Annotated in this window: 23 protein-coding genes and 3 pseudogenes; 9 read left to right on the top strand and 17 right to left on the bottom strand. The window is 60.0% G+C overall.

The window, feature by feature from the left end:
- Positions 1 to 10: 10 nt before the first annotated feature.
- Positions 11 to 811, top strand: coding sequence for an SDR family NAD(P)-dependent oxidoreductase (locus AC1Q7Q_RS31415; RefSeq protein ID WP_492371461.1), 801 nt, complete (start codon positions 11 to 13; stop codon positions 809 to 811).
- Here the strand turns inward: AC1Q7Q_RS31415 and AC1Q7Q_RS31420 are convergent.
- The 7 genes from AC1Q7Q_RS31420 to AC1Q7Q_RS31450 all read right to left on the bottom strand — a co-directional run bounded on the left by AC1Q7Q_RS31420 (position 799) and on the right by AC1Q7Q_RS31450 (position 7932).
- Positions 799 to 1824, bottom strand: coding sequence for a LacI family DNA-binding transcriptional regulator (locus AC1Q7Q_RS31420; RefSeq protein ID WP_492371460.1), 1026 nt, complete (start codon positions 1822 to 1824; stop codon positions 799 to 801). The genes AC1Q7Q_RS31415 and AC1Q7Q_RS31420 overlap by 13 nt on opposite strands.
- A gap of 126 nt (positions 1825 to 1950) precedes the next feature.
- Complete coding sequence (locus AC1Q7Q_RS31425; protein ID WP_492371459.1) at positions 1951 to 2922, bottom strand: Bug family tripartite tricarboxylate transporter substrate binding protein; 972 nt, start codon at positions 2920 to 2922, stop codon at positions 1951 to 1953.
- A 129-nt stretch (positions 2923 to 3051) separates the two neighbouring features.
- The gene (locus AC1Q7Q_RS31430) at positions 3052 to 3558 is read right to left on the bottom strand and encodes a 2,4'-dihydroxyacetophenone dioxygenase family protein (RefSeq protein WP_492371458.1); all 507 of its coding nucleotides are present in this window, start codon (positions 3556 to 3558) and stop codon (positions 3052 to 3054) included.
- A gap of 89 nt (positions 3559 to 3647) precedes the next feature.
- Positions 3648 to 4694, bottom strand: coding sequence for a Bug family tripartite tricarboxylate transporter substrate binding protein (locus tag AC1Q7Q_RS31435; RefSeq protein ID WP_492371457.1), 1047 nt, complete (start codon positions 4692 to 4694; stop codon positions 3648 to 3650).
- Positions 4695 to 4898: 204 nt separating this feature from the next.
- Positions 4899 to 5876: a quinone oxidoreductase family protein gene (locus AC1Q7Q_RS31440; protein ID WP_492371456.1), complete on the bottom strand. Its 978-nt coding sequence runs from the start codon at positions 5874 to 5876 to the stop codon at positions 4899 to 4901.
- A gap of 170 nt (positions 5877 to 6046) precedes the next feature.
- Positions 6047 to 7081, bottom strand: coding sequence for a LacI family DNA-binding transcriptional regulator (locus tag AC1Q7Q_RS31445; RefSeq protein ID WP_492371455.1), 1035 nt, complete (start codon positions 7079 to 7081; stop codon positions 6047 to 6049).
- 308 nt (positions 7082 to 7389) lie between these two features.
- A complete protein-coding gene (locus AC1Q7Q_RS31450; RefSeq protein ID WP_492371454.1) occupies positions 7390 to 7932 on the bottom strand; it encodes a VOC family protein in 543 nt (180 codons plus the stop codon).
- 216 nt (positions 7933 to 8148) lie between these two features.
- On the opposite strand from AC1Q7Q_RS31450, the gene AC1Q7Q_RS31455 reads away from it, so the two are divergent.
- The 3 genes and pseudogenes from AC1Q7Q_RS31455 to AC1Q7Q_RS31465 form a co-directional block, all read left to right on the top strand.
- Positions 8149 to 8934, top strand: a complete 786-nt coding sequence (locus AC1Q7Q_RS31455) for an SDR family NAD(P)-dependent oxidoreductase (RefSeq protein ID WP_492371453.1) — start codon at positions 8149 to 8151, stop codon at positions 8932 to 8934.
- 131 nt (positions 8935 to 9065) lie between these two features.
- On the top strand, positions 9066 to 9500 hold the full coding sequence (locus AC1Q7Q_RS31460; RefSeq protein WP_492371452.1) for an ester cyclase: 435 nt from the start codon (positions 9066 to 9068) through the stop codon (positions 9498 to 9500).
- 251 nt (positions 9501 to 9751) lie between these two features.
- Positions 9752 to 10018 (top strand): annotated as a pseudogene (locus tag AC1Q7Q_RS31465) (tyrosine-type recombinase/integrase); the annotation flags it as partial.
- A 254-nt stretch (positions 10019 to 10272) separates the two neighbouring features.
- Here the strand turns inward: AC1Q7Q_RS31465 and AC1Q7Q_RS31470 are convergent.
- Both AC1Q7Q_RS31470 and AC1Q7Q_RS31475 read right to left on the bottom strand, forming a co-directional pair.
- Positions 10273 to 10413, bottom strand: a pseudogene (locus tag AC1Q7Q_RS31470) (LacI family DNA-binding transcriptional regulator); the annotation flags it as partial.
- Positions 10414 to 10545: 132 nt separating this feature from the next.
- Positions 10546 to 10815: a hypothetical protein gene (locus tag AC1Q7Q_RS31475; RefSeq protein ID WP_492371451.1), complete on the bottom strand. Its 270-nt coding sequence runs from the start codon at positions 10813 to 10815 to the stop codon at positions 10546 to 10548.
- Here AC1Q7Q_RS31475 and AC1Q7Q_RS31480 point away from each other — a divergent pair.
- Positions 10815 to 11120, top strand: a complete 306-nt coding sequence (locus AC1Q7Q_RS31480) for an AAA family ATPase (RefSeq protein ID WP_492371450.1) — start codon at positions 10815 to 10817, stop codon at positions 11118 to 11120. The genes AC1Q7Q_RS31475 and AC1Q7Q_RS31480 overlap by 1 nt on opposite strands.
- Here the strand turns inward: AC1Q7Q_RS31480 and AC1Q7Q_RS31485 are convergent.
- From AC1Q7Q_RS31485 to AC1Q7Q_RS31500, 4 genes and pseudogenes are all read right to left on the bottom strand, one after another.
- Entirely contained in the window at positions 11117 to 11671 is a 555-nt protein-coding gene (locus AC1Q7Q_RS31485; protein ID WP_492371449.1) for a TniQ family protein, read from the bottom strand. The genes AC1Q7Q_RS31480 and AC1Q7Q_RS31485 overlap by 4 nt on opposite strands.
- A gap of 87 nt (positions 11672 to 11758) precedes the next feature.
- A complete protein-coding gene (locus AC1Q7Q_RS31490; RefSeq protein ID WP_492371448.1) occupies positions 11759 to 12496 on the bottom strand; it encodes a TniB family NTP-binding protein in 738 nt (245 codons plus the stop codon).
- Positions 12497 to 12502: 6 nt separating this feature from the next.
- Positions 12503 to 13897, bottom strand: a complete 1395-nt coding sequence (locus tag AC1Q7Q_RS31495) for a transposase (protein WP_492371447.1) — start codon at positions 13895 to 13897, stop codon at positions 12503 to 12505.
- Positions 13898 to 14517: 620 nt separating this feature from the next.
- A pseudogene (locus tag AC1Q7Q_RS31500) lies at positions 14518 to 14661 on the bottom strand (DUF4172 domain-containing protein); the annotation flags it as partial.
- Between AC1Q7Q_RS31500 and AC1Q7Q_RS31505 the strand changes: the two are divergent.
- Together AC1Q7Q_RS31505 and AC1Q7Q_RS31510 are read left to right on the top strand one after the other, a co-directional pair.
- Positions 14606 to 14833: a hypothetical protein gene (locus AC1Q7Q_RS31505; protein ID WP_492371446.1), complete on the top strand. Its 228-nt coding sequence runs from the start codon at positions 14606 to 14608 to the stop codon at positions 14831 to 14833. The pseudogene AC1Q7Q_RS31500 and the gene AC1Q7Q_RS31505 overlap by 56 nt on opposite strands.
- Positions 14834 to 15240: 407 nt before the next feature.
- Positions 15241 to 15810 (top strand): ankyrin repeat domain-containing protein, encoded by a 570-nt coding sequence (locus AC1Q7Q_RS31510; protein WP_492371445.1) that lies wholly within the window; start codon positions 15241 to 15243, stop codon positions 15808 to 15810.
- A gap of 493 nt (positions 15811 to 16303) precedes the next feature.
- On the opposite strand, the gene AC1Q7Q_RS31515 is transcribed toward AC1Q7Q_RS31510, so the two are convergent.
- The gene (locus AC1Q7Q_RS31515; RefSeq protein WP_477112215.1) at positions 16304 to 16627 is read right to left on the bottom strand and encodes an H-NS histone family protein; all 324 of its coding nucleotides are present in this window, start codon (positions 16625 to 16627) and stop codon (positions 16304 to 16306) included.
- Positions 16628 to 17171: 544 nt separating this feature from the next.
- On the opposite strand from AC1Q7Q_RS31515, the gene AC1Q7Q_RS31520 reads away from it, so the two are divergent.
- Positions 17172 to 17546 (top strand): PHA-granule associated protein 4, encoded by a 375-nt coding sequence (locus AC1Q7Q_RS31520; protein WP_492371444.1) that lies wholly within the window; start codon positions 17172 to 17174, stop codon positions 17544 to 17546.
- Between the two features lie 413 nt (positions 17547 to 17959).
- Positions 17960 to 18262, top strand: coding sequence for a hypothetical protein (locus AC1Q7Q_RS31525; protein ID WP_492371443.1), 303 nt, complete (start codon positions 17960 to 17962; stop codon positions 18260 to 18262).
- Between the two features lie 527 nt (positions 18263 to 18789).
- Here the strand turns inward: AC1Q7Q_RS31525 and AC1Q7Q_RS31530 are convergent.
- The 3 genes from AC1Q7Q_RS31530 to AC1Q7Q_RS31540 all read right to left on the bottom strand — a co-directional run bounded on the left by AC1Q7Q_RS31530 (position 18790) and on the right by AC1Q7Q_RS31540 (position 19938).
- A complete protein-coding gene (locus AC1Q7Q_RS31530; RefSeq protein ID WP_492371442.1) occupies positions 18790 to 19128 on the bottom strand; it encodes a helix-turn-helix domain-containing protein in 339 nt (112 codons plus the stop codon).
- Between the two features lie 82 nt (positions 19129 to 19210).
- On the bottom strand, positions 19211 to 19456 hold the full coding sequence (locus tag AC1Q7Q_RS31535; RefSeq protein WP_492387256.1) for a hypothetical protein: 246 nt from the start codon (positions 19454 to 19456) through the stop codon (positions 19211 to 19213).
- A complete protein-coding gene (locus tag AC1Q7Q_RS31540; RefSeq protein WP_492371441.1) occupies positions 19348 to 19938 on the bottom strand; it encodes a transposase family protein in 591 nt (196 codons plus the stop codon). Before AC1Q7Q_RS31540 ends, AC1Q7Q_RS31535 begins: the two co-directional genes overlap by 109 nt.
- Positions 19939 to 20196: the final 258 nt, after the last annotated feature.

The raw sequence follows: 20196 nt of genomic DNA on the forward strand, positions 1-20196 counted from the left end.
AGGAACCAGCATGAACAGAACTGAAACCACAACCATGACCGGCAAACTGCTTGCCGGGAGGACTGCTGTGATTTCCGGCGCCGGCCGCATCCAGGGGATAGGACGGGCAACAGCCAGGCTCTTTATCGAACATGGCGCGCGGGTGGCACTGCTGGATGTCAACGAAGATGAGGTCAAGGAGGCCGCGCACGATGTCGCTCGAGGCGAGCCGGTGGCCCTCGGCGTTCGTTGCGACGTCACAAGCATGGAATCCTGCCTCGCTGCCATCGGCCAGGTGCAGGAATGGAGTGCTTCCGGTGGGCGGATCGATGTCCTGATCAACAACGCCGGAGTCACGCAGAAGATCTCCGCTGCCGACATCAGCCTGCAGGACTACTTGCGGATTACCGACGTCGTGCTCAGGGGAACCATGCAACTCTCCCAGGCGGCGATTCCTGCCATGCGAAGTCAGAAGGCCGGTTCGATCATCGCCATTTCGTCAATGTCGGCGCAGCAAGGCGGTGGGGTATTCGGCGGCGCGCACTACTGCGCGGCGAAAGCTGGGGTGCTCGGCTACACGCGCGCACTCGCTCGGGAACTGGGTCCCGATGGCATTCGCGCAAATGCGATTACCCCAGGGTTGATCGTGACCGACTTCTCTCGCACCAATACGCCGGAGGATGTCCTGCATTCCGCGGCGGGTAGCTGGCCGCTCGGTCGTGCCGGCAGTGCAAGTGAGATCGCAGGCGCCTGCCTGTTCCTTGCTTCGGACCTGTCATCCTATGTGACCGGCAGCACTCTCGATGTGAATGGGGGCGCCTACATGCGCTGAGCGCCCGGCGGCGGCATGCACGAGCGCCGTAGCAGGAGCTCGGTCGGAAACATCACTGTCCTGCTGTCGCCGCTTCGGCCCTCGATGCGATCCAGTAGCAGTTCCGCCGCTGTACGGCCGAACTGCTTCAGGTCCCAGCGCAGTGCAGTGATGCCGGGCGCAGCAAACTGTGCCAGAACGGTGTCGCCAATACTGATCACCGAGATGTCCTCCGGAATGCTTAGGCGGCTCGCTTCCACTGCCGCCAGGGCCCCCGCGAGCATTTCCGTTCCGAGCGAAACGATCGCAGTCGGCCGCGACGGCTTTGACAGCTCATGCAGAACGTCGCTGAATACGCGCGTCTGGGAAGGGTCGGTATGTTCAATGACCGTGAGCACAGATAATGGCAGACCTGCTGCCTGCACGGCCTCTTGTGCTCCTGCGATGCGCTCGCGACCCGGCCGAACACGCGCCGACGGCGTTTCCAGCAAGATATGCCGGTGTCCAAGGCTGAGAAGAAACGAAATCGCGGAACGCGCGCCCTGGCGATGATCCACCGTAACCCGATCACAAGACAGGGCACTATCGCGATCCAGCAACACCACTGGGGCATCCGCATCCCGCATGGCATCGAGCACATCCTTACGCGTATCGTCATCCACGGTCAGCAGCAGGCCGTCCATGCGACGACGCCGGAACATGTTCAGGAGTTCGAGTTCCTTCGCACCATTGCGCGAATTCGCGACGACCATCAGGTATCCGGCTTCCTGGAATCGAAGCTCTGCTGCACCGATGATCTCCGCGTACATTGGATTGGTAACGTCGGAAACCATGCATGCGATGGTACGACTGGACTGGTTGCGCAGGCTTTGAGCGACCGAATTCGGCTCGTATCCGAGCTTTGCGACGGCTTCCGCAACGCGGGCGCGGAGTTCGTCGCTGGCGTAGCGGTCAGAATTCAGGGCGCGCGACACACTGCTGGCCGATACCCCGGCTAGTTTCGCCACATCGCGGATTTGGACAGGTCGCTTCATGCCAAAAGTATACCTCAACGCACTGCCTGAAACGCGCACCAAAATATAAAGCCGCACCTCCAGAGAGGTGCGGCCCGCTTATGGTTGATCCGGCGTTGCGCCCTATCGCGCGCCTGCCGGTTTCGATCAATCGAGCGTGATATTTGCCTCCTTGGCAACGCGCTTCCAGACTTCAATCTCGCGGGCGTTGACCGCCGCCTGTTCTTCGCCTGGCAGATAGTCCGGAGTAATGCCCAAATCGAGCATTTTGGCCATGACAGTGGGGTCCTGGAGCGTATCCTTGAGCGCCACCGAGATCTTTTCGACAATCGCCTTCGGCACGCCAGCGGGGGCGAACATAGCCCAACCAGTCCACTGATCGAAGTCGACCCCCTGCTCCTTGTACGTTGCGACATTCGGGAAATTCGACGTACGTCGGGTGCACATGGCAAGTGCCTTGATCTTGCCGGTCTTCACTGCCGTGGTTCCAGAGCCGATGTCGAGCCACCCCACCTTCACGACATCGCCCATCATAGCGGTCATGACGGCAGCGCCTCCCTTGAACGGAATGTGATCGAGCTTGATGCCGGTCTTCTGCGCAAGCACCTCCGCACAGAAATGACCGGTCGAGCCCGCCCCCCAGGTACCGAACTGAATGGGCTTGGGACTCTTCCTGGCCAGCTCGATAAACTCCTTGAGGTTATTTGCCGGCAGATCCTTGGTTGCCACGAGAATGATCGGCGATGTGCCTACCCGCGCCAGAGTGGTAAGGCTCTTGATAGGGTCGTAGGGCAACTGATGATAGACCGCGGGCGCAAGTGTGGTGGTGGTCATCGTCCCCAGCGCAATCGTGTAGCCATCCGGCCTGGCGTGAGCGAGCTGCGCGATCGCGATCGTGCCTGCGGCGCCTGCGATGTTCTCCACCACGAACGACTGCCTGAGTCGCTTGCTGAGTTGCTCGCCAAGCAGTCGACCGAAAGCATCCGCGCCGCCGCCCGCCGCCGACGGCACGATCAGTTTGACGGGACGCGCAGGGTAATCATTGGGGCTTTCGGCCATGGCAGTGCCGGCGAACGCCGCACATATGGCCAAGAGCCCCCGGCAAAGGGACTTCTTCATGACACTTGTCTCCATTGATTTCTTATAGGTGAAGATCGATGATCCACGCCTTGCGCCGCGTGCATCGACGTCGATTGAGTGCGCAGTCCTGTGGCACGCACGGGACCGCGCCTCTCAAACTATTGAGAATCAGTCCCGCGAGAATTCCGCGCCACCCTTCGGCCGGATATACCGGGGCACAGGGAGGCCAGCCTTCCGAGCCGCAGCAAGAATGCCTTCTTCGATGGCGCCAGCATCCCGAACACTCTGGTACTCCCCATCGGCGAAGATCACGTTGGCACCGTACACCACCATGAAGCCCTCGGCAGGTTCCGTCGCATCCGCCGGTACCGAGAACGTATGCACTGAGCCACCGGGCTCGTAAAGGTAGCTACCTGCGGTTTGGGGGTCGTCCGGGTACTCGACATAGTTCCACTGCCCTTTGGTCGTAAAGAAGTGCACGGTGCCGGTGTGGAAGTGCGGCGGCAGCGTCGTGCCCGGCTCGAACTTGCCATACAGCACCCATACGCCGTTCTCGCGATCGAGAAACAAGGGGATGATGGTGGAGCCCGATTCGGATCCCGGAAACTCCTGCGACTCATGGATATTGACCGAAAGCAATCGGTCCTGATGCGTAACAACCTTCGGTAGTGCCATCTCAATCTCCTATGGAATGATCGTTTGCTGGTGAAGTACATGGCAGAGGCCACTCACACGTCGGCCTGGCCACGGCATTTGGCGATTGCCTACTCCAGCGTGATGTTTGCTTCGCGCGCGACCCGCTTCCAGACCTCGATATCGCGGGCGTTAGTCGCAGCTTGCTCGCTGCCTGATACGAAGTCGGGCGTAATGCCGAGCTCGGCCATCTTGCTGGTCACAGCCGGATCCTTTAGCGTTTCCTGAACCGCTGCAGCAAGCTTTTCCACGATCGGCTTGGGCAGGCCCGCTGGAGCAAACATGGCCCAACCGGTCCATTGGTCGAAATCGACGCCCTGCTCCTTATACGTTGCGACGTTGGGGAAATTCGCAGTGCGACGGGTGCACATGGCCAGCGCCTTGATCTTTCCGGACTTGACGGCGGCAGTGCCACTGCCAATGTCCAGCCAGCCCACCTTCACGACGCCACCGAGCATTGCGGTAACCACCTGGGAGGTCCCCTTGAACGGAATATGGTCGAGCTTGACCCCCGTCTTCTGGGAAAGGACCTCAGCACAAAAGTGGCCCGTGGAGCCAAGCCCCCACGTACCGAACTGGATGGGTGTCGGGCTCTTTTTCGCTACCGCCACAAGTTCCTTCAGGTTGTTGGCCGGGAAGTCCTTGGTGGCAACCAGGATGATTGGCGATGTGCCGACGCGAGCGATCGTGGTCAGATCCTTTATCGGGTCGTATGACAAGGCTCGGTACACGGCCGGCGCGAGCGTGGTCGTGGTCATCGTGCCAAGGGCGATCGTGTAGCCATCCGGGGTGGCGCGCGCCAGTTGCCCGATCGCAATCGTGCCGCCAGCGCCCGCATTGTTTTCAACCACCAGCGGCTGCTTGAGGCGACGGCCCATCTGGTCCGCCAGGATTCGGGCAAACACATCGCCACCGCCGCCTGGCGCTGTGGGAACAATCAGGCGGATAGGCTTGCTGGGATACGCCACTTCGCCCTGTGCTTGCGCCGCAACGGATAAGGTGATCGCAGTCAGCAATGTGAGGGCGCTGAACTTCTTCATTTTTGTCTCCAACTTGTGGGTCGGTGCACCACTCTTCTCATTTTCTTGAGCGTGGCGCCTGCCGTAGAAATGGAACATGGAAAAACGTTTCCACACATTTTGCGACCACAACCCTTACGAACAAATGGTGGTAAACCCGTGGGAAATTTGATGCCTGGTGCGCTAAGCCACCAGGGCGGTCAGGCGCGGAGATCCGGCTCTGCGGTCGGCCTGCGTTCGAAGGCCATTCCTTTGAAGGCTATTGGCGGGGAACTGAAGCTCAGGCTCACTCCCGAAGGTCTCTCATGCATTCTGAGTGAGAACGATCTTCCCGAAGTGTGTGTTCTTGCGCATCATTTCGCACGCCTGCGCCACGCGATCGAGCGGCAACCGCACATCGATGGGAAGGCGCAACTCCCCACGCGCGAGTGCGGGCCAGAAGTCCTTGCGCACGCGCTCTGCGATCACCCCAAAGTCTTCGACCGTGCGAGTTCTGAACGTCATACCAAGATACTGAATCCGGCGCATCGAGTGAAGATCGAAATCAAATATTCCGCTCTCCCCCGCCATCCGGCCAATATTGACGATCCGTCCTCCGATTGCCACGGCGCGCATACTGTCATTGATCAGCGGCCCGGCCAGGAAATCGACGAGAAGGTCGACGCCGCGGCCGTCCGTGAGCTCATGTACCTTTTTCACCCAGTCCGGACCGTTGCTATCGAGAGCGACATGGGCACCGAACTCGGCAAGCCGATCACGCCGATCCGCTTTGGTCGAGGAGCCGATCACCAGGCTCGCGCCGAAGTGCCTGGCAACCTGAAGACTCATTAGCCCGACGCCGGACGATGCACCCAGCACCATGACCGTCTGGCCCGCCTCCAGTTGCGCGGTATGCCGTATCGCCGTGTGCGTCGTGCGTAGCGCGACAGAGAGACAGGCGGCAGTTTCATAGTCCATGTCGGCCGTCGGAAACGGGAAGGCACGCCGCCAATCCGTGACGGCATACTCGGCAAACCCGCCAAGGCCGGAGCACATGACCTTGTCGCCGGCTTTGTATGCGGTGACCTCTTCCCCTACCTCTACCACGTCACCAGACCACTCAAGGCCCAATACCGTGCCAGGGCCGCCAGCGGAGCCGTGCGACTTGCCATCGACAAGCGCCAGGTCTGCGCGATTCAGGGAACTCGCCCGGACCTTCACAAGGACTTCGGTGGCTTTGGGGCGAGGAATCTCGAGATCTGCCATGGCCAGTCCGGTCTCATTGCGAATCGCAGCTTTCATACATGTCTCCTGTCGAATTAGTTCTGGTGTGACGTCGCGCCCGTAGGCTACGACGTTGTGGGCATGATCATTGTAGAAACGTTTCTACAGTTTACGCAAGTATATGCGAGACAAAAAAACCGCTTCACTTCGAAGCGGCTCTGTTCAGGATCTACCTGGATCGGGAAAGCCTATGCTGTTGTCTTCTTGCGGCTGGCGGCAGCGGGCCCGCATGACTCTCTCAGAACGAGTTGGGTTGTGATGCCGATCGTCTCCGGCTCGACCTCCGCATCCTTCTCCAGACGCTTGAGCATCATCTGGGAGAGGACCGTACCAACAACGTCGAGGTCCCAAGTCAAAGACGTGATCGATGGGCTAAACAGTTGCGAGAGATCGGTATCGCCGATACTGACCACGCTCACATCATCCGGCACAACCCTGCCGGTGTGCCGCAGCGCTTGGAGAACGCCGGACAGGATCCGAGTCCCGAGACAGAGAAATGCGCTGGGGGCATCCGGACCGGACAACAGCGATAGCGCTTCGCTGAAAGCGAAATCCATCGATGACTTCTCCGAACGGATGAGCTTGGCCACGGGCGTAAGCCCGCGTTCCTTGTACGCATCCGTGAATCCGGCAATCCGTTCCCGGCCGGGTCGAAGCGCACTACCAGGCGTCAACAACGCGATCCGCGTATGCCCCAGATTCAGCAGATAGCGGGTCGCCTGCATGGCACCGCCATAGTGATCGACATGCACACCGCTACCAATCACGGAAAGATCCCGATCCAGCGCGATGACGGGCATTTCTTGCGAAAGCTGCTCCAGCAGCTTTGGATTCTCTGCCTCACAAGGCGCAAGGATTAGCCCATCCACCCGTCGCCGGCGAAAGAGGTCGATCAGGTTCTTCTCGCGCTTGCCATCGTTATGCGTACTCGCGATCAGCAGCGCGTAGCCCGCGGCCTGCAGGGACGCCTCAATGGAGATGATGATGCGTGCGTAAAGCGGGTTCGATAGATCGGAGACCAAGATGCCGATGGCTCCCGACGAGCGCGTCCGCATGCTCTGGGCAATGGCGTCCGGCTCATACCCCAGGCGGCTCGCTGCCTTGGTGACAGCGGCAATCGCGGATTCGCTCACCCGCCCTGCACGATTGAGCGCACGTGAAGCCGTACCAATGGAGACGCCCGCTTCCTTTGCCACCTCCCGGATTGTGATACGCGGCTTCATTTGGCGAGCGTCGTTGTGAGCTGACTAACCAAAGTGACCGGGGCCATACGCATGCTCGACCAACCATCCGACACAGTCTGATGCGACACTTTGCGCCACACAGGTTCAGGCAGTGCACGGGGCTGCAACATCGATTCTCTCCTTTTTGCCCTAACGTGCGCCGCGAAGCAGCGGGTTCAGGCTGAGTAACGTCTTATGTGAATGCCGAGCATTCTAGCTCACCGGATGACGCGCACTCGTGGAGGCAGAGGCAGTCCCATATTGAGGCTAGAGCGCCCCTCGTAGAGCGCTCTAGCCTCAGTTAGCAACTATCGCGGGGCGCCGATCAGCCGGATGTGCTCGCCGTTTCCATCCCAGGCGAGGCCAGCACGCCTCACCTCGGCAAAATACTCGGCCTTGCCGCCAGTCATTTCCGAGATCTCGAACATCCCGCTAGGCAAATCGGGGTTGACGAAGTACGCAAAACGCCCTCGCGACCCCATGCGGCCACCATGCCCCTCTACGTAGCCGGCCTCCAGAAGGCGACCAACGATCTCGTCGAAGCGGTCTTCCGTCCAGTATGCGATGTGCTGCGCGCCCTCACCGCTTCGCTTTAACGAGTCCAGGTAGAGCGATGGCGCGTCATCTCGTTGCTGAATCAGCTCAATCTGCAGATCCCCCGAGTTGGCCAGCGCGATGGAGAGCTTGGGCGGCGTCGAATTCTTGCCGTAGTAGCGAAACTCGCTCGTGCCGACGTCTTCCTTGTAGAACCAGGGCCCGACACCTAGCTTCTCCGTCCAGTGCGCCATTGCCTTCTCAATGTCGCTCACGACGTAACCAAGCTGCCGAACCGCACCAAACAGATAACTCATCAATGTCTCCTCGTCGTCTTGAAAGTGTGCCCTGCATTGCAGAAACGTTTTTACAATACATCATCCACGACCCAAACATCAAGGGTAGCGTTTACCATGATTGCTCCAATTTTTAGGTAGAACAACAATGCTTCCCAGTTGTGGAAACGTTTCTTCTGTTTGGCGAAAATGAGGCTCGCGAACTGGAAAGAGACTGCAGAAGGACATACCGGAGACATGAAGATGGCGCAGTTCACGGAGAAAGTAGCCCTGATCACGGGTGGTGCGTCCGGCATTGGCGCCGCCACGGCCCGCCTGCTAGCCCAGCGGTCGGCAACAGTCGTTATTGCCGACCTGCCCAACAGCAGCGGCGCCAAGGTCGCCCAGGAAATTAGCGGCGAGTTCGTGCCGCTCGATGTGACCAGCGAGTCGAACTGGGCGGAGACCGTCAAATCCATTCTGCGCCGGCATGGCAGGCTGGATGTGCTCGTCAACGCGGCGGGCATCGTTGGCGACGTCGTCAACGGCACCTTGGCCAAAACGACGCTCGATGACTGGCATCGCGTGCTATCCGTCAACCTGGACGGGACCTTCCTGGGGTGCCGCGAGGCCATGGCCGCGATGCAAAAAGCTGGCGTAGGTTCAATCATCAACCTCGCTTCTGTGGGCGCCTACTACCCGACGACGCAAAGTGTCGCGTACGGAGCCAGTAAAGGGGCGGTAACACAGTTGACCAAGACGGTTGCCCTGGCCGGCGCCGAAAATGGCAACAAGATTCGCTGCAATTCAGTGCATCCCGGGAAGACGTCGACTCCGATGCTTGAGAGCATCTTCACGCAATACCAACAGCGCCAGGCGGCGGGCGACGTAGACCCCAGGCCGAAAGGACGCCAGATTCCGCTCGGCGACGAGGGACGAGCGGAGGATGTCGCAAATCTGATCGCATTCCTGGCATCGGACGAAGCAGGCTATATCACGGGCGGGGAGTTCACCGTGGATGGCGGGTGGCGGCTGCTCCGTTAAAGGTCAGGCAGGGCAATGCTGTCAAGCGATCAAGGCGACAGGCAACACCTACGCAGCTCAGCACAGTTTCTCGCGGCGGCCCGACTTGAGCCGCCCACACTTACCCCAAAAATATCCGACGGAGAACAAGGATGACCGATACGTTGAGCGCCGCGCGCATTCAGACCGTACGCGACCACATGGCACTGGAATGCACCCACGAGTGGGACGCCGTGATCAACACGTTCCAGCACCCCCGGTATGAAATGCATGCTACAGGGGTCGTGTTTGACGGCGAGGAGCAGGTCCGAGGTTACTTCGATTCCTCGCGCATCCCCTTCCCCGACCTTTCCAATGAGATCATCGCCATCGCCGCGGACGATGAAACTGTTCTCGTTGAATTCTGGCTATCGGGTACGCACCTCGGCCCGCTGAAGGCGAACGGCAAAGTCTTTGAACCAACCGGCCGGAAGTTCCGCGTGCGAATGGCAGCGACGTTCGAGTTTGCCCCGAACTCGGACAAGATCATCTGCGAGCGGCCCTACTCGGCGGCGGACGCAAAGCTGCGGGCTCTTGGCTTGGTCTGACAAATCGCTCCAATTGCCAGTTAATTGGCCTTTCTGCCGCCCTCGTGCTCGCAAGCGCACACCAACGACAACTGCAGAGTGGGGGCTTCTATGAAGCCTCCCCGATCGCTGTATGTCCGACGCCGACCGTGTAGACGCGATCGCTGCGTCTGACCGACCATTCGCGTGATGGGCATGTGACTGGATCGTGCCCGCGATAGGCTGGACACTATCCCTCCAATTCATCATGCGTCGCGCAAGACGCTGGCGCGTGGCGGCCGTTTGCCGGTTCGCGCTCCCCGGTCAGCGCGCAACGCACCATGGTGATCCTCAATGGATTGTTCGCCTAGCTGGTCGACGCGGGCTACTTGGCCGGCAACCCACTGTCGCTGGCGCGCAGGCTGCCCAAGCCGCGCATCACGCGCTAGCTGAGCCGCGACATGTGGCAGGCGGTCAAGGACGCGATCGATGCCATGCCGGGCACGATCGAACGTGCGACCGAGCGCGTGCGGCTGCACGCGTGCACCGCCTCATGCAGGCCTTCCCTTGTATCGTCGTCCAGGGTCAGCAGCAAACCATCCATGCGACGACGGCGGAACATATTGAGCAGATCCACCTCCTGCTGGCCCAGACGCGAATTGGCGACTACCGTCAGATAACCCGCCTCCTGGAATCGGGCCTCTGCGGCGCCAACGATCTCCGCGTACATTGGGTTGGCCATGTCCGACACCATGCATCCAATGGTGCGGTTGGACTGTGTGCGTAGGTTCTGCGCCAACGAGTTAGGCTCGTAGCCCAGCTCGGCCACCGCGGCGACCACTCGGGCTCTCAGCTCCTCGCTGGCATATCTTTCCGGATTGAGCGCGCGAGAGACGCTGCTCTGCGAAACTCCCACAAGCTTTGCAACTTCGCGGATATGTACAGGTCGTTTCATGTGCGCAATCCCAGCCGAGGTTACCCAATCATGGGGCCGGCGATCACGGCGAGACGCTAAAACCCGGGACGGTTCAATCTTTTGAGTAATACCTTGGAAACCATATGAACTTAAACACCTGTCTTTTCGAGATCACGGCAGCTCATCCAGCAGCGCTTTGGCCTGTCGTAAGTCAGCGGTGTCGAAACCTTCTGTGAAGAAGCCATAGGTCTCAGCGAGCCTCTGCCGGGCTGCCGCCGTCTTGCCCTCTCCTTGCCACAGGCGGGCCAGGCTCAGCGCCGCTCGGAGCTCCAGCGACTTCGCGCTTTGGTGGCGGGCCACCGCGATCGCCTTGTGAAAACACGCTTCCGCTTCTTCGCCGCCCACGGCCTCATCGGTCTGGACGCTCCGCTGATGCAGCATTGCCCGATCTGATGGTTGGCTCGATTACCCATCCGCAGAGCAGCCTGTCCGACTTCTACCGAGAGCTTAGCGACATCTTTGCGGTGCCGATCAAGCCGCAGAACCGCTGGGGCGGCTTCAAGGCCCTGCGCGAACGCTGGCTGGCCCATCTGGAGGCCAGCCGCCGTCGCTGCGTGCTGCTGATCGACGAAGCCCAGGAGATGAGCGCGCCGGTCCTGTCGGAGTTACGCCTGCTGGCGTCTGCTCGCTTCGACTCACAGGCGCTGCTGTTGCAGATCGCTAATTCTGCGAATGGTGCGCACTAATACTGCGAACGTGGCGTGCCAAGGAGGCTTCGGAACGACTCGCGATCCCCCCGCGCGTACTGTTTCCCTACCCAACGGATCACTGCATTGAGATTTTTGAGCTGGTGTAATCTGAACGATGAGATGGCCTGGAGGCGGTGATCGTGAATTTCACAGACAGTTGCCGCCGGATTCAGCCACTCACATTTCCAGCGAGGCGAAAAGACATCGAGGGGATTCAGAGCGAGGCACTCGAAGCAGAATGAAAGGCCGCGCCGGTCGGACACCCACGCTGCTGGTGTTTGGATCGCCACTAGTCTGTCGATGTTAACGTGAGTCAGAGCTGCGAGACGGGCAAGCACCAGCTCATCAACCGGCGGAAACAGCAGCCATCCACAGCGGGGCAAGTAGGGGAATGCCTCAAGCTGCCCACTTGCCCATAGCTGGGGGACGCTGATTCGATACGTGGCTGCCAAGCGCCCCAGCCAGCCGCCAAAGGCCTCGTCGTCAAACGGACGTGGCGCCACCGGCCAAGGTCTCACAGGCTCAGCACAGGAGACCTCGCGCTGCATTCTCGATGTGGCCAAGTTCGATCACCTCTCTGCCGTCGCGAATGGCGAGTTCAGTCGCGACATTGAGCACCCGCGATACCTCCCCGATTAGTCCGCCGCTCGCCGCCAGAATCGCGCCAGGTTCGACGGCCGTCGAAGGGGCAGAATTCGTTCAAAGGCAGCAAGGAGGCATCGGAAGGCCTCTGATTCGTTCCACCTGGGAATTTCGAAGCGTGTGAACCGGCTCACCATCTGCGGATCCGTTTGCAACGCAATCACGGCGTCTTGGGTGCCAACGAGGACGATGGAGATTCTCAAATCATTCGCCAGAAACTTCAGCAGATTCAAGGATGCCCGCTGTTCCCGGTAGCTTCCTGCCAGCAAGTGATGGACCTCATCAACAATCAGCATCCGCGGCGCTACCTTCCGAAGAAGCTCTCGGGTCAGCTTCTCGAGCGCGGAAAGCCGGGCTGTAGCATTGAAAGGCGCCCCCAGCTCGAAAAGCAGTGACGCATAGAATCGCTGCTGATCAGGCGTCGGCGGCATCTGCATGGCGACAATCTTGCACATCTCAACGCCCTTCTCCTCGTCATACTCGGGCGGATGATGACGCCGAAACTTGGAGATGATCTGCGTCTTTCCGATATTGGAGTCTCCGTGCAGTAACAGGCATGGCATACGCTCGCGCTCAGGTGTCTGGATGAGTCGTTCAAGAATCTCCAGCGCCTGCGTGGCCCGCGGGTAATCGATCCATCGGTTACGGGCCAGCCCTCGAATCCGGACATTGTCATCGCACTGAGCCAATGGTCTTGCAGCAGGCAGAAGATGTGTGAGTAGCGCGCCCATTACGGATCACCATTGCTCGATATCGTACGCTATGGCTGGCTTGCTGTAGTCGACGGATGCCTCAGTAGGTTTCACCGATGCGCTTTCGCTTTGCCGAACTTGAGAACTCTCTTGCCGAGCGTTCCTTGGCACCGGATCCTTCAAGACAGTGCCTCGACGGCTTGCGCCCAATGATTGCGTTCTTGCGCGCGCAACGATCCGTCGCTGTTCATCGATGGCCTCAAACAGCATCGCCTCGCTGACGTATTTCTGTCCCTGGGCGCGCAGATGCCGTAATGCGCTGCGCTGCTCCCATAACGAAACGCGCTCACGGCGCAAGTCGGCAAAGGTCGCCTCGAGGTACCGTTTGCCATCAACGCTGACAAAAATTTTGGAGAGATCTTCCGGGTGAAACCGTGTAATGACCTTCTGCTTGGTTGCCCGCCACGCAGTAAAGATTGGGTGCCAGTACCGAATGTAGAATAGCGTGAGGCCATCCGCCTGGACCGTTCGATAGGTCATCGGCAGGAACTGGATCAGGAAGCGCAAAGCCTCGGACGCCGTATCGGGAAGCAACTTCGGTGGCGTCACGCCGCCAAGAGTGGCCCACATGGAGTAGGGAGTGGCTCCGCGCAACCCCCGGTGCGCATTATGGTGATAGCGCTGCGCAATCTCCAGGACCAGCCACCGCTCGAACTCTCGGATAGTCAGGGATGCCTCTCGTTCAGGCGCCCTAGCCTTGCGGCCCTTTGGAGAGGATCCAGTCGACCCCGGCAAGCTGTGGACGCGCTCCATGAGGGTCCGGTTCAATCGCTCGATATGTCCGCCAAAGTATGGGCGTCCGGCGGGACGATACATCAACTCCACCCCGTACTGGCTACACCCGGAACGCAGCGCCCTGCTCTTGAACTCGGCCGCATTGTCGAGGTGAAGAACCTTCGGGATGCCGTGCATCGGCCATTCGGCACTGACCTCGAGGCTGGCGAGCCAGCTCACCTTGGCGAGCACGACGCGCGTCAACAGGAGAGCGACTGTGGCCGCACTCGGGCGGTCCATCCCCACATACACTCCCACGACACATCGTGTGGCAACGTCAACAGCGAGGCTAAGCCATGGCCTACCTATGGGACGCCGATATAACTCATCCACCAAGATCACATCGGCCAGCGTGTGATCGACCTGAACGATGTCCATCGGGTAACGCGCCACGAGACTGCCAGGCGGAATTGCTGCCGCCGGTAACACCGCCTGCAGAAGCGCCTCTTCCTTCCGATGAGCGGCCCAGCGCCGTGAAATGGTTGACCTGGCTGGTGCGGTGATGCCGGCATCTGCACAACGTTTGCGGATTTCAATGGTCAGCTCAAACAGCGGATGCGCCAGATAACGCTGCTGCGGCAGCCATGTGGTTAGTACATCGTTCACGATGTTCTCGACTTGCGCCGGCAGTCGCCCCTTTCCGGATCTCGGACCGCGGTCATACGGGCTCAGCGCGCTCGCGACTGGATCAGCTAGAAACCGTTGCCGCAGACGATAGACCGTGGACCGATGCATTCCGAGCAATTTGCCAGCGTACTCTGCTTGCTTGCGCGAGAGCGGTCCCCTTCCAAGAGGACGCAGGACTCGCGCAATGGCAAGTTCACGCTCCGTAGGCTCAGTCATGGAGATACGCAGAACACTAACCTTCAACCCACAGTAGTCGAATTACCGGTCCGCAGAGCCACAGTCGCGGAATCTGTGGTCCTGCGCCGGAAGGCCGTTGCCTCTGCGCAACGGCACCAATCGCCTTCCACCGACAGTTTTTCATTCAGAATCAATGCGTTAAGCCAGTGTGATTGCTCGCAGATATGTGGGCGCCGCTCGCGGAATTAACGATCTGCAACAACCGCTTCCCTTTCCTGGTGTTCTATCGGGTGAACGGTGACATGCTTGACGTGCTGCGTGTCCTGCATGAGCGCAGGGACATCGTGGCAAGCCTGATTGCGCATTGAGCGCCTGGCCACGGCCGTTCTCGCCGCAAGCCTACTGGATCGAGATGCGCGTGCCTACTCGGATAGGTCGTTCAACTCATAGCTGGTGCTGCGCCCGCCTGCATCCGATTTCCGCAATACGCCACGTGCGAGCAGATCAGTGATGTCGCGCAACGCGGTGTCTGGCGAGCATTTGGCGATCGCCGCCCACTTGGAGCTGGCCTTTGGCCACTCGCCCTACCTGCCGGAGGACGATGCCGGGCATGCGGCCACGCACGAACGGCACCGGATCGGCGGGAAGCCCAGCATCGTGAAACAAGCCCACACGAAGCAGTATGCGGTTCCGTTGGACTCAGGCGCAGGCACTTCCGACGAATATTCACGTTCGTGAAAGAATCCGTTTTCCCGACGCTCGGCCAGCGCGGTTTAGTTCTGCCGGGACGGCGGACGGATGAGCAAGGGCGGGTCGTGAGATACGTGAGATGGGGGGCGCTTCGGTCCACCAGCCTACTTGCACAGCGAGCGCGATGCGCGGCACGAAGGCACGCAAGCACATTAGCGACGCATGGGCATCGCACTGGTGCTGAGGCCCCTTCCGGTCGCCGCTTACGCCACGCTGCCCCTCCCGGGCAGGTCCTGCTGCCAAAGCCCGGATTAAGGTTGGGGTAGAAATCCTGGCGATTAATTGCATTTTGATGATCAAAGGATGATCGCGCAGCCAAGCGAAATCGCCGCGTTGATCATCGCCCCGGCGCTCTCTCCCGGAAGCTAAAATAGGGCCAGATCAGGCGACACGAAATGAAGAAGCCAGACATCAAGCAATGCGAGGGATACCGGCAGTTCGAGAAGATCCATGCGGCCTTCTGCTCCGGCGACATTGATGCGCTGCGGGCGGCGGTTGATAACCCGGCCTGCATTCCCAACGGACCGATGCCGCCAGGGATTGGGCCTTGCCTGGAGTACGCGATCTACCATAGCCCGCTGCCCCTTATCCGCACCTTGCTCGAGATCGGGGCGGATCCCCGGCCGGTGGATCACGCGGGTTTTCCGCCGCTGATTGCGGCGCTTTCATGTAGTCTCGCCCGGCCAGGCGCACCCGCACGAACGGATGTGATCGAGGTGCTCAGGCTGCTGCTGGCCTTCGGCGCCAATCCTGCGCAGCGCGGCAACAACGACTATAGCGCGCTGCACATGGCCGTGAGCGTGCGCAATTTGCCTGCGGTAGAGATGCTGCTGGCGGCTGGGGCGGACGCAGCTAGCCGGACGCGCATCGACGACTGCGAAACCCCACGCGAGATGGCCGAGGCAATGGGGTTATCCGGGATTTCACGGCTGCTGGCCGCCCATGAAGTGAGCGAACGGTTGTAGCGCAGCTCGACCATCGACCCGCGCCGAGCCATGTTACCTTCGCCCGCCATTCAAGTCATCGAATGGATACTACCTCAGCGGCGTCCCGCTTGTTTCCGGCTCACCGCTGTCACCCGGTCCTAGTGAACAGGTGTAGAAGAATCAACCATGCAGATTCCACCTACGCGGGCGCGTAAAGCGCATGTGGGATGCCGTTACGTCGTCGCCTCCCCAGATTCGCCAGTGCTAACGCGCCGCAGCGCCCTCGGCCACTTTAGGGGCGGTCGTCCAGGGACCGAGGGGGTCTGGTATTCCGAGGCAATGTCGTCACCCGTTTCGGGCCGGCCTTTGCGCACCGTGCTTGGCGACGCCGCTGTCGATTGCGTGCACGGTCTTCTCGCTCGCCATCAGCGCTGACCTGCATGACATATTAACGAATCGCGGTGGGTCGCGCGCAACGCTGGCACTGGCGATTTTACATCTCCGCCACCCGCCACATCCTCCCACCAACGGCTCACGCCTCTGGAATCAGAAACTTGTCGCGATTCTTCCCTAGCCACGCCGGTGCCCGACCACGGCCGGTCCAAGTGGCCCCAGTCTTGGGGTCCATGTACTTTGGCGGCAGCGAGGTCTTCTCCTTCGCCGCAGCCTTAGGCTTGTCACTAGCCGCCGGGCGTCCACGGCGTCGTTTCGGCGCCAAGTCATCGACGGTGAGTTCGTATTCCGCCATCAAAGCCTGGATTTTCTCAATGACGCCGGCGACCTCGCTTTGACGAACCTCGGCGAGCTGGGTTTCCAGCTTTTCCTTTTCTGCTAGCAATTGTTTGTAGGTAGCCATCTCAGTCTCCGTCTATAAATAACAGTTCGATTATCCTACAGCACTTCGCCATATTTTTACTACCTGTGTGAATCTCGCCCGCCCGGATGATCTTAGCCGGAACAGAGATAGCTTCTGTGAATACAATCCTCTCTGCCTATTCTTCCCTGCCAGGAAAGGCGCGATAGCGGCTGAGTGGGTAAATTCAGAGCAAGTCACCATGTGCAGAATGAGGCAAGCAAGTCCTTCCCCGATGCTTGGCTGCCCCGAGCTGAATTTGCCGAACGCGAAGCCTACAAGGGCTCCGACTATGACCGACACCGGGGGGATATGCCCAATGCCACTGCCATGGCTCACGCCCACAAGCTGAATGAAATGTGTTCTGAAAGAGGGGCAACATCGCAGCTCCCTCCCCCTTGCCACCTGGTCTGCCCCATATTCCACAGCCCCTGCGGATGTCAATCGCCGGAAAGGGCTATCGGGCTCGAGGCTCCGCCGGCGACTACAATACTGTGGGAGCACAGGGTGTTGCCCAAATCCGCCAAGAATGTGAGTGGAGAAGTCAATGGCGACAGCACGAGCTGGCAACAAAGGGGAGGCACTAAGACTCCTGGGGACGGAAGGCGTGACCGTGGTGGAACTGGACTATGAGGCTGGCTGGCAGGACGCGATTGAACTGGGTCGGCTCGGCCAGAAGGCGGGGATCCGCGTGGAATATCGCGGGCAAGAGAACATCGCGGTCAAATCGCCGGCGGCACTGGTCGCCGGCCTGATGCGACCAAAAACAACCTTCCGGCAGCGAAACCTCTATTGTCAGTTTGATCTGTCCGAGCTGCCTGCAGCTGAACTGGAGAGCCTCGAGGCAAAGGCATCCAAGCTGGGCGACTATATTCTCGCCGGGCGCTTGATGCGGGAAATGGATTCGGCATGGACAGAGTAAGCACTTCCCCTGGCATCCCATTAGCTACTCCAGCGCGTATCCACCCAGCGGCCGAGCCGGCGAGCTTTCCGCCTGGTCGCAGCCGATGCGACCACTCCCCGCCTGCTCCTGAGCAGCCAGATGATTAGAATCCCTCCTCATGCCTTGAACAGTCACATTTTGAAGTCGATGCAACTCGATATCTTTGCTCACAGCCGCGACGTGATGCTACGCAATGATGTGCCGACGCCCTGCAGCGCCGCGATGCGGTTGCTGCGCGCGGTGCGTTGCAGCTATTGCTCAGCGAGTGTCCTTCCGACGATCTTCTCCCCGTCCTTAGTACGCTGACTCTGGCCCTCGAGGATCAAAGGCCAGAGCGTTTTGGCGACCACGATGCACTACGACGTGCGCATGGTGAGGTCACCTGCGAGGTCATGCCGGCTGCTGCCCGCGTGTTTGGTGACACGGCCGGCAGTGCATGGTTCGCGCCGTTTTGGCGAGCGCTCGCGCACGCAACTGTCACTTTCCGTTCTTGCCGCAACGAGCACGATGCCCATGCGGCGCCCTTGTGGATCAAGGTCGGGGACTGGGTCGCGGCACAAGAAGCCATCGCACGTATTGCATTGTGGCGCCGCATTCCCTCGTCCGCCAAAGACACTCTTTTCACCGGCAATCACCCAAACGCAGGAGAGCGCTTCACGTTCAAGCATCTGCAGGAAGGTACCGCGACCCACTAAAGCACCCGGGGGACCCGGTTCACGCACCGATGGGTCGGAAAACATCTCACAACCCGCATCGTTGACGTATGCCGGCAACCACCCATTCATCATGCGAAGTCCCAAGTCCCGTCGAGTCAACCCGTCTTCGTACAGGTACCCGAGACTGCCAGTCCGAAACCATCCATATCGGAGGGAATTCGCGTTGAGCTTGCTGCAGCGCTGCGACGTGCGGGCTTTGCCCTTGGAACATCGGAATCTCCGATCCAACAGCGGCTGGCGTGGTGCGTAATACGGAGCGCCATACGCCACTTCCATGGTATGCGTGCAACTCACCTCCAGAACCCGCGATCTATACGCCCTTCTGCTCCTAGTGACCGCTGCCCCGTCAGGACAGGCAATCGAGACACGAAGGCGCTGGCGTGGACGCCTCTGTCAGAATTCCAGGGAAGCCGCCGTTGCCATCGGAGCCTACCGTCGCAGTAAAAACCTCTTTCGCGATTGCCGAGATCATCTTTGCAAGCAGATTGACCCTGCCTGGACGGTATTCAATCCCATTCCCGATCCCTCCTCCGTCCTTCTTCGTACACCTTAGACTCTCGTGCCGCATGGGATGCCGCCTGTTCGAGGAGAGGCACGTAATCCTTTGGCACGACTAGCATGGTCAAACCCAAGCCGTCTAGAGCACGGAGAACATAGTCCAGGTGAACGCCCTTCCCGTTCTCTAGCTTCGACAACATTCCCACGGACACCCCGCACGTTCGGGCGGCCTGATCGATTGGTAGTCCTTGGGCGGAGCGAGTCGCGCGCACTCTATCCCCGAGATGAGAGCAAATTTTGATCGTGGCGCGGGAAGGCAACGTTGAATCTGGCAAAGGTCGTGGCATGTGGAAACTCAAGAATTCGGAGCCATGAAGAAAGTGGCCCTATCGAATTATTTCACGAACGTGAAATAATTCCAAAAAACATCTAGCTATTGCAGATCGCTATTTTCGATCGGAGAATTGCCTGGCTGGCGGCAGCGCGATGTCGACCGCCTCGGAGTAGGCCCCCCGCCCGGTACCTCGCGACGATCTCGATCGATGGGCGCGCACGCATCCACGCGGTCAACGCAGTTGATTCCCTGCCGGCGAACACTTCGATTGGCTCACGTCGCTCCAGCTCGGAGATGATCGTTCCGTACCGGTGACCGCGCGCGATCGCCCAGTCATCGATGCCGACGACCGGCGGTCGTGGTTTGCGCTTTCGCCCAGGAGCTCTTCGCAACCCCCACAGCACGTGTCGGCACTGGTGCGCAAGCCCAAGACGTTAGCAAGGCGGGCCGCCGCCTCACCACCGAGGCCATGGCCCAGCACATGCAACGCCCGAGCCTGTGATCGCGTTCGACGTTGATCCCGACCGGCCAAGGCGTGGATGTTCTCGGCAAGCGTACGACGGGGGCAGCCGGCATTCGCACACTTGAAGCGACGCACCTCCACGGCGAGAACGACCTGCTGCTCGAGCATCGGTCGTTCTTCCAGCCTGCGCACATAGCTGCCGTGGATTCGGTTACTCCAATGACGGCAGGCAGGACAAGCTGCCGCGCGAACCGTACTGCAGGCTTCGACAGTGATGGTATTCCCTCGCACGTCGCTGGAGACGAAGCGCTTACCCACACGGGCGAGGATACGATCGATCCCACCGAGAACTTGGCTCATGGTAACGATCAACGTAGGCCAGATCGGCCGGAAATCAAGCCCTCAACCCAGCCGTCACACAAAGTGCGGGAGACCCGCAATGTTGGTACGGACGCCCGCGCAAAAATCGCTATCCCGTTGATTTTCGTGGTCTTTTTCCGAGACCTCGAGGGAGCATCTTTACTACACTTCACGGCAGCGCAGTGACACGTTCCTGTGTCCAGTAATTGCCGCGTCCGGTTCGAAGGTCATTGCGATTGAGTATGCTGGCAATCAGCA

Source organism: Cupriavidus sp. GW823-FHT07A04 (genome assembly GCF_058794615.1).